This window comes from Nostoc sp. NMS2 (assembly GCF_017115105.1).
GTDB lineage: Bacteria > Cyanobacteriota > Cyanobacteriia > Cyanobacteriales > Nostocaceae > Nostoc.
Window position 1 is genome coordinate 1 of the sequence record NZ_JABXKH010000016.1, and the last position, 6,031, is coordinate 6,031.

Here is a 6,031-nt window from a genome sequence, read left to right on the forward strand (position 1 = left end):
CGTCTAGAACGTCAAACCACCCTCTACTGGGCGCACGTCCAACTGCGATGGTCATCGGACTAAAATCCTCTTTTTTTACTAAAATTGCAACGTTTCTATGGCAGTACGGAGAGCCAATGTAACCGACTACCGTGAGGAATTAACGTTTTTTTTGACAATCTCAAAAGCTTAAAAGCAAATGAGATTCTGAGAATTTGCTGATCGCTGAAATCAGCATTTCTCTTTCTTTATGCCATTACACGTACCATCGGCTAGTAATCTAGCTTGTGGTAACTTAATGATTCTTAACTTATCACACTACTCAGGGTTTTTGCCTGATACACAGAAGCAAATTAGGCATGAAACACGAACCTTATAAATAATATGAATATCAGAAATTTTACAATTTGACACAACTTTTCTCAGAAATGTAAGAAAATTTAGTCTAGATGGACGTAGGTGAAACGATTTTGGATTTTGGATTTTGGATTTTGGATTTTAGATTGACCCTGACCACAAGGATGGTGGCGTTAGCGACGTAGGAGCTACCCTAACAAACAAATTACCTGAGTAGTAGCAGGCAGGAGCGCAGCTGAGTTTTTGTCAACAATGTTTGGTAAAATAAGCAAGCAGCAGACCCTCTAAAGTGTTCTTTAGTTAAATGACTAGCCTTCAATTTAGTCAAGCTCTGTCTAGTAGCATTCAGTGTGCGAGTATTTCACAGCAAGTATCTCACAGGCAATGGTAGTTCAATGACGACATCAACAACGATTAACAAAGGCGATCGCCTCCTGCATCAAAATGTTCTCGGTTCTCGTCGGTTCAGCAACTACTGGTGGGCAACTATCGTTACCTTGGGAGCAAGCGGCTTTTTACTGGCTGGGATATCCAGCTACTTAAAAGTTAATTTACTCATAGTTTCCGATCCAACTCAACTGGTATTTGTCCCCCAAGGATTGGTGATGGGGTTATATGGTGCTGCTGGCTTGCTATTGTCCACATATCTGTGGCTAGTGATTTTATTGGATGTAGGTGGCGGTTACAACGAATTTAATCAGGAAACTGGCACAATCAAAATCTTCCGTTGGGGTTTTCCTGGCAAAAATCGCCGAATTGAAATTGATAGCCGCATAGAAGATGTACAATCTGTGCGAATAGCCGTAAAAGAAGGTCTTAATCCCCTTCGTGCCCTCTATCTACGCATTAAGGGGCGGCGAGATATTCCCTTAACACGGGTTGGACAACCGTTATCTTTAACAGAGTTGGAAACAGAAGGCGCAAAGTTAGCCCGCTTTTTGGGAGTCTCATTAGAAGGATTGTAAGGGAGTGGGGAGTGGGGAGTGGGAGTGGAGGGAGCAGGGGGAGCAGGGGAAGAAGAACTATTGATTATTACCCAATGCCCAATTCCCAATGCCCAATTCCCAATTCCCAATTCCCAATTCCCAATTCCCTAAAAACGATAAGATACTCTGGTTAAATCAGTAACTGGCAATGCGGTTAAAAATTTCACAATTTTTGCTTTCTCTTGTGCTTATCAGTGCTGTGATGCTTGGAGGATGTTCAACACAGCAGTTAGCTTCTAATCCGTCTTCTCCAACCTCGACAGCTACCTCGACTACCCAGACGACTACTGAAGCAACATCTGTATCTCAAACTAGTAGTGAGAGTATTCCTGGAATCGCTGGTTTACCACGTCTTGAAGGCAAGGCTACTGTGGTAATCACGGTTAAAGGTTCGCCCATTACTATCGAAGTAGACGGTACTGATGCCCCCATTACAGCCGGTAACTTCGTAGATTTAGTGCAAAAGGGTGTTTACGATGGTTTAGCTTTCCATCGAGTTGTACGCGAACCCCAACCGTTTGTAGTTCAAGGGGGCGATCCCAAAAGCAAAGACCTGAAAGTTCCAGCAGATCAACTAGGAACTGGTAGCTATATTGACCCAAAAACAGGAAATGCTCGCTATATACCTTTAGAAGTTAAGGCGAAGGGTTCGGATACTCCGATTTACAATAAACCATTTGATGCTACTGCTCAACCCGTTATATTGCCCCATAAACAGGGTGCAGTAGCAATGGCGCGATCGCAATCACCAGACTCTGCTTCTGCTCAGTTTTACTTTGCTTTGGCGGATCTAGCCTTTTTGGATGGTAACTACGCCGTGTTTGGCAATGTCACTCAAGGCTTTGATGTAGTGAACAAAATTCAGCAAGGCGATCGCATTGACTCTGCTAAAGTCACCCAAGGGGCTGAAAATCTGAAAACACCAGGGCAGTGAGAGGAAGAGAGCAGGGGGCAGCACTTCGGCTACGCTCAGTGACCGAGGGGCAGGGGGCAGGGGGAGGTAGTAAAAAAACTCCTAACTCCTAACTCTTAACTCCTCACTTTTAACTCCTAACTCCTAAATTGGTCAAAGTTGTTGTCACTGGTATTGGTCTAGTTTCCGCTTTGGGTGGAAGTTTAGAGGATAGTTGGAAAAATCTGCTAGCAGGTAAATCTGGAATTAGGTTACATCAACCATTTCCAGAACTAAAACCACTTCCTCTAGGTTTAATTGCTCAACAACCATCTGAGTTGGCAATGTTAACTCAAATGGTTGTTACTTCTGCTTTGCAAGATGCTGGGTTAGTTCCACCCTTAGCTGATTGTGCTGTAGTGATTGGATCGAGTCGCTCTTATCAAGCATCTTGGGAGATGCTGGCGCGGCAAATGTATAAAGATGCGAAAAATTTGCCCGTTTCTGATTTTGGAAATTGGTTAGATATATTACCTCATATCAATGCGATCGCAGCAGCAAGACAAATTGGTGCAACAGGTATAGTTTTAGCACCGATGGCAGCTTGTGCAACTGGAATTTGGTCTATCGCCCAAGCAGCCTTACTTATACAAACTGGGCAATGTCAACAGGCGATCGTAGGCGCAGTGGAAGCACCGATAACACCCTTAACTTTAGCTGGGTTTCAGCAGATGGGTGCTTTGGCAAAAACTGGGGCTTATCCCTTTGATTTGCACCGAGAAGGCTTAGTTTTGGGCGAAGGCGCAGCTGTGTTTGTCTTAGAATCCGCAGAGTTCGCAAAACAGCGACAAGCAAAAGTGTATGGTGAAATTCTCGGTTTCGGCTTAACTAACGACGCATATCATAGTAATTCACCAGAACCTGAAGGGAAAAGTGCGATCGCAGCTATCAAACAATGTCTAAAACGTAGTTATCTAACACCAAGCGATATTGATTACATTCATGCTCATGGCACAGCAACCCAGCTAAATGACCAGATGGAGAGTATGGTAATTCAGCGTTTGTTTCCCCAAGGCGTGGCAGTTAGTTCTACCAAGGGAAGCACAGGTCATACACTAGGAGCATCGGGAGCATTAGGCGTAGCTTTTTCTCTCATGGCATTAAAGCATCAAATATTACCGCCTTGTGTAGGATTGCAGCAGCCAGAATTTGATTTAGAAGTGGTTACAGCAGCCCGTCCAAGTAAAATTAGGCAGGTTGTATGTTTGAGTTTTGGCTTCGGTGGACAGAATGCAGCGATCGCGTTAGCTAAGTCCCCATAGTACTTTGTACCTAACGCATAATATAAAATATAAAACTGTAACAGAAAATACAAAATGCCTATTTATCCTAAAAAAAGGATAAGCTAGTTACAGAATGATATCCGGTTCGTAAAGATACCGTGATTAGGAGAAAATTTTATGATTTCAAAATCACTAATACCGCTAGAACCTGCTTCTCCAGCGCATATATGCCCATTGGATCAAGCCTGTAGCTACTTAGAAGCAGCAGCTAAAGAACTAAATTTAAATCAGGGTTTGCTGGAAATCCTCAGCCACCCGCGTAAAGTTGTCACAGTTTCCATTCCCGTGAAACTAGATGACGGGGAAATACAAGTTCTCGCTGGACATCGGGTACAGCACTGCGATGTCTTAGGCCCCTACAAGGGCGGAATTCGTTACCATCAGGCTGTGACATTACGGGAAGTATCCGCTCTAGCAATGCTGATGACCTGGAAATGTGCATTGTTAGGTATTCCTTATGGTGGTGGGAAAGGTGGCATTCCCATAGATCCAAAACGTTACAGTATTGGCGAATTAGAGCGAATTAGCCGCCGTTATATTAGTGAGTTGATTAAAGATATTGGGCCTTCCGTAGATATTCCTGCGCCAGACATGGGTACTTCCGCTCGTGAAATGGCTTGGATGATGGACACTTACTCTGTAAATGTCGGTCATGCTGTACCAGGGGTTGTGACTGGGAAACCGCTTTCCATTGGTGGTTCGTTGGGACGCGAAATGGCCACCGGACGTGGCGTAATGATTATTGTCCGTGAGGCACTGGCAGATCAAGGTAAATCCCTAGCAGGAGTGCGAGTAGCTATTCAGGGTTTTGGTAATGTAGGTGGTGCTGCTGCTGAATTATTATATGAAGCAGGTGCGAAAATTATCGCTGTTTCAACTGGTGCTGGGGGAATATTTTCCGAAGTTGGTCTTGATATTCCCGCGTTGAAAATCTACGCTGCTGAAAACCACAAGAGTATTGTAGGTTTCCCACAATCTGTAGCAATTAGCAATGCAGATTTATTAGCTTTACCCTGTGATGTCTTAATACCAGCAGCTTTAGAAAACCAGATCGCTGAAGAAAATGTGAATCGGGTGCAGGCGCAGATTGTCGCAGAAGCCGCTAATGGGCCACTTACTCTTGAGGCTAGCTTGTCTTTAGAGGGACGAGGTGTGATAGTACTACCAGACATCTTAGCGAATGCTGGCGGTGTGGTAGTCAGTTATTTGGAGTGGGTACAGGGTCTTTCTTACGTATTTTGGGATGAGGAGCGAGTTAACCGCGAAATGGAGCATTTAATGGTGCAAGCCTACCATCGGGTGATTCAGCAGTCTAAGAAGCGGCAAATTTCTTTAAGATTAGCAGCTTACACTTTAGGGGTGGGTAGAGTTGCTCAGGCGCTGACTGACAGAGGTCTTTATCCTTAAGATTTAAGGATATACAGGGTTTTTAATTGAATAGACTACGACTAGAGGCACAATAATATATTGTGCCCCTAGAACTATATAGACTAAATTGAATTTCACAAAAAAGGTGATTTAGTAACCTTCAGTCTGATGAATGAAGAAAGCACCACAATCTAAATTAAAATGATAATAATTTTCTCTGAATTGCTTTCATACAAAGGGCGATACGGGAATTGATATCTTTTTGCTCAACTTCATCGATACCCAATTTGACTTTGAGGTGTTGGATATAATTTTGAACAGCCCTAAGCGATATGTGAAGACGATGAGCGATCGCTTGATCATAAATCTCTTGGTTCAGCAGCAGCTATGCGGTTCTTGACACTACTACATAAAACTTCTACTGATTATGTACAAATCTCTAGAAGAATATATCAAGTTCAGACTATAGATGAGATTTTTACCAGAGCAAAACAAAATTGACAAGATTAATTATATTCAGCGATCGCCTATCTTTAATTATAATAATGCGATCGCAAAGCGCGATCTAGTAATCGCATCTCTAACTAAAATTGAGATTGGAATTTAATAAAAGAATCTCTATGCCTAAAATAGTAGCAGATTGAGCTAATTTCTCGTCTGCTGTCACCAGAGAAAAATTATTAATGCTACATACAGCTAAATGCAAAGCATCCAAAGTTCTTAAGGGGAGATCGAACCTGGATATCCAATCTCTAGCTAAACGGTAATGTTGATTTTCAAATAAAACAAGACGATATAAACCTTCATTAAGGTGATTTTCAAACAATTCTGTAATCCGTCTAGCGTCATTTTGGGAAACTTCACCCATTCTTACCCTACGAGATAAAGCAGAAAATAATTCCACCTCAACTAATTGACTAATTATTGGTTGATCTTCTTGTTTTTGTAATAGTTGTTCAACAACATCACTTAGGTTTTCAGGCACATAATAAGGAACAATGGCAGGGTTAGCGCGTCTCAAAGCCTATTGACAAGAGGACTTGCCTGATCAGCAATCTTTGTTGGAAACAAAGTGACACCATCCGAGGTAGGGTAAGATTTAATTC

The 6,031-nt window shown here is 42.6% G+C and carries 6 protein-coding genes; 5 read left to right on the plus strand and 1 reads right to left on the minus strand.

All coding sequences use genetic code 11. The features are described 5' to 3' along the window. Positions 1 to 731 precede the first annotated feature (731 nt). The 5 genes from HWQ36_RS01065 (at position 732) to HWQ36_RS01085 (ending at position 5,532) form a co-directional block, all read left to right on the plus strand. Positions 732 to 1,301: a photosystem I assembly protein Ycf4 gene (locus HWQ36_RS01065; RefSeq protein ID WP_292697191.1), complete on the plus strand. Its 570-nt coding sequence runs from the start codon at positions 732 to 734 to the stop codon at positions 1,299 to 1,301. Between the two features lie 169 nt (positions 1,302 to 1,470). Then, positions 1,471 to 2,256, plus strand: coding sequence for a peptidylprolyl isomerase (locus tag HWQ36_RS01070; RefSeq protein WP_292697193.1), 786 nt, complete (start codon positions 1,471 to 1,473; stop codon positions 2,254 to 2,256). Between the two features lie 128 nt (positions 2,257 to 2,384). Next, positions 2,385 to 3,536: a beta-ketoacyl-ACP synthase gene (locus HWQ36_RS01075; protein WP_292697195.1), complete on the plus strand. Its 1,152-nt coding sequence runs from the start codon at positions 2,385 to 2,387 to the stop codon at positions 3,534 to 3,536. 138 nt (positions 3,537 to 3,674) lie between these two features. Beyond that, on the plus strand, positions 3,675 to 4,964 hold the full coding sequence (locus HWQ36_RS01080) for a Glu/Leu/Phe/Val dehydrogenase (protein ID WP_292697197.1): 1,290 nt from the start codon (positions 3,675 to 3,677) through the stop codon (positions 4,962 to 4,964). Between the two features lie 430 nt (positions 4,965 to 5,394). Then, positions 5,395 to 5,532, plus strand: coding sequence for a hypothetical protein (locus tag HWQ36_RS01085; RefSeq protein WP_292697199.1), 138 nt, complete (start codon positions 5,395 to 5,397; stop codon positions 5,530 to 5,532). On the opposite strand, the gene HWQ36_RS01090 is transcribed toward HWQ36_RS01085, so the two are convergent. Then, entirely contained in the window at positions 5,506 to 5,910 is a 405-nt protein-coding gene (locus HWQ36_RS01090) for a type II toxin-antitoxin system VapC family toxin (RefSeq protein ID WP_366828164.1), read from the minus strand. The two genes, HWQ36_RS01085 and HWQ36_RS01090, sit on opposite strands and share 27 nt — an antisense overlap. Positions 5,911 to 6,031 lie beyond the last annotated feature (121 nt).

What these genes read in the sequence shown, in the direction of transcription:
- HWQ36_RS01065 (WP_292697191.1), top strand. Translation starts at nt 732, where the DNA reads ATGACGACATCAACAACGATTAACAAAGGCGATCGCCTCCTGCATCAA.
- HWQ36_RS01085 (WP_292697199.1), top strand. Translation starts at nt 5,395, where the DNA reads ATGAGATTTTTACCAGAGCAAAACAAAATTGACAAGATTAATTATATT.
- HWQ36_RS01080 (WP_292697197.1), top strand. Translation starts at nt 3,675, where the DNA reads ATGATTTCAAAATCACTAATACCGCTAGAACCTGCTTCTCCAGCGCAT.
- HWQ36_RS01070 (WP_292697193.1), top strand. Translation starts at nt 1,471, where the DNA reads ATGCGGTTAAAAATTTCACAATTTTTGCTTTCTCTTGTGCTTATCAGT.